This is a genomic window from Salinivibrio sp. VYel1 (assembly GCF_009377945.1).
In the GTDB taxonomy this organism is placed as follows: Bacteria; Pseudomonadota; Gammaproteobacteria; order Enterobacterales; family Vibrionaceae; genus Salinivibrio; species Salinivibrio siamensis.
Genome location: NZ_RSAM01000029.1, coordinates 1 through 1,443, shown reverse-complemented (window position 1 = coordinate 1,443; position 1,443 = coordinate 1). Strand labels below are relative to the sequence as shown.

Genomic DNA, 1,443 nt, shown 5'->3' with positions numbered 1-1,443 from the left:
TAAAGCAAGAGAAGAGTTTCAAAGCCGGCATTCAACGCAAGCGAATGATGTGCGCGATGGACCAAGAGTACCTCGCGACCGTGCTGGGAAGCCTTTCATGACGGAGATGTTCATGCGTTTTCCGTGGTTTGAATGGTGCGAATATCGTAACCCGCCAAAAGCATCTGTGTGGCAAAGCTATGGCGAAACGTATGACAGGTAACGTGCTTATGGGTGATGCCAGCCTTTTGCACCGCACGGTTTAAGGCTTTACGCACATTGGAATCATGCAGATGATGTCGGCAGAGCTTATTAGACACTGGGTGGTGGCAATAATTGTAAGAAGGAAAAATAAACATCCAGCCTGTCTTGCGGTATGCATTGGGGTATTTTCTATCCAGCGCATAAGGCATGGAGGGTCCGATACCTTTTTGATTGTCGCCTTGCTGAATGTCGACAGCTCTTTCACATAATGTATGTAACTCACCAGCCAATTGATTAGGCAGCAAGGTGGTGCGTGATTTTCCACCTTTGCCATTATGAACAGTGATCGCGTTATGATTAAAATCCAAATCCTTGATGCGTAACCTCAAGCACTCATTGATGCGTAGGCCACTGCCGTACATAAGCCCACAAATCAGCTTATCCCTTGCGCCAAGGTAGGCAAAAATTCTGGCAACTTCTTCTTTACTGAGCACAATTGGAATTCGCGGCGATTTTTTGGACGGACTAAATGCAATCTTACCTAGCGGCTGGTCTAAAAACTGGTTGTATAGAAAGGCCAGTGCATTGAGTGCAACCTTTTGCGTATTCGGTGAAATTTGTTGCGCATTGGCCAAATAAGACAGAAACGTTTTTACATCCTCATCACTGAGCTCTGTCGGATGTTGCTTATGATGGAAAAGGATAAATCGGCGCACCCAGTATAGGTAACTCTTCTCAGTTTTGATCGCATAGCCTCGCCGCCTGATCTCGTGCTGAAGGCTTGCCATAAACGGGCTTTTGATCATGATCCTTTCCCTCCATCTAAGACTGTTTATTCATACAGCTTATTGGTAGAGAAAGCCAAATAGTGTGCACGCTTTTTCGAGGCACATTCACATTATCGCCGAAAGAGAAAACTTTAGTTCAATATAATCAGACGGTTATAACTTCGCCTTTGAGGATAGTGTGAACGCCTTATCCGGGATAGACGGCATGCACACTTTCGCAGACAAGGTGATTGCTTCAAGCGGTAAAAATATGTTTAATTATAGGTAGTTAGATGAAAAAAGACGCGTATAACGGTTTTGACAAATCGAGCACGCGCACTAATACAATGTTATACGGTGTTTGTAGCAGGGCGAGATCGCGAACGTTTTTTGACCAAAAAAGGATCGGTTTGACGATCACCTCTGGCTGTGATCATATAGGCCGATTCTAAAATAGTTCGGGATAGATACCGTGGATATCGATACATTTAAA

At 44.5% G+C, this 1,443-nt stretch carries 2 protein-coding genes; one reads left to right on the top strand and one right to left on the bottom strand.

Annotated features, from left to right (window positions below; genetic code table 11):
* Positions 1-101 (top strand): glycosyl transferase (locus tag EHW58_RS15920; RefSeq protein WP_152795353.1); only part of this gene is annotated, 101 nt, incomplete at its 5' end.
* A gap of 9 nt (positions 102-110) precedes the next feature.
* On the opposite strand, the gene EHW58_RS15535 is transcribed toward EHW58_RS15920, so the two are convergent.
* Positions 111-971: an integron integrase gene (locus EHW58_RS15535; RefSeq protein WP_304610624.1), complete on the bottom strand. Its 861-nt coding sequence runs from the start codon at positions 969-971 to the stop codon at positions 111-113.
* Positions 972-1,443: the final 472 nt, after the last annotated feature.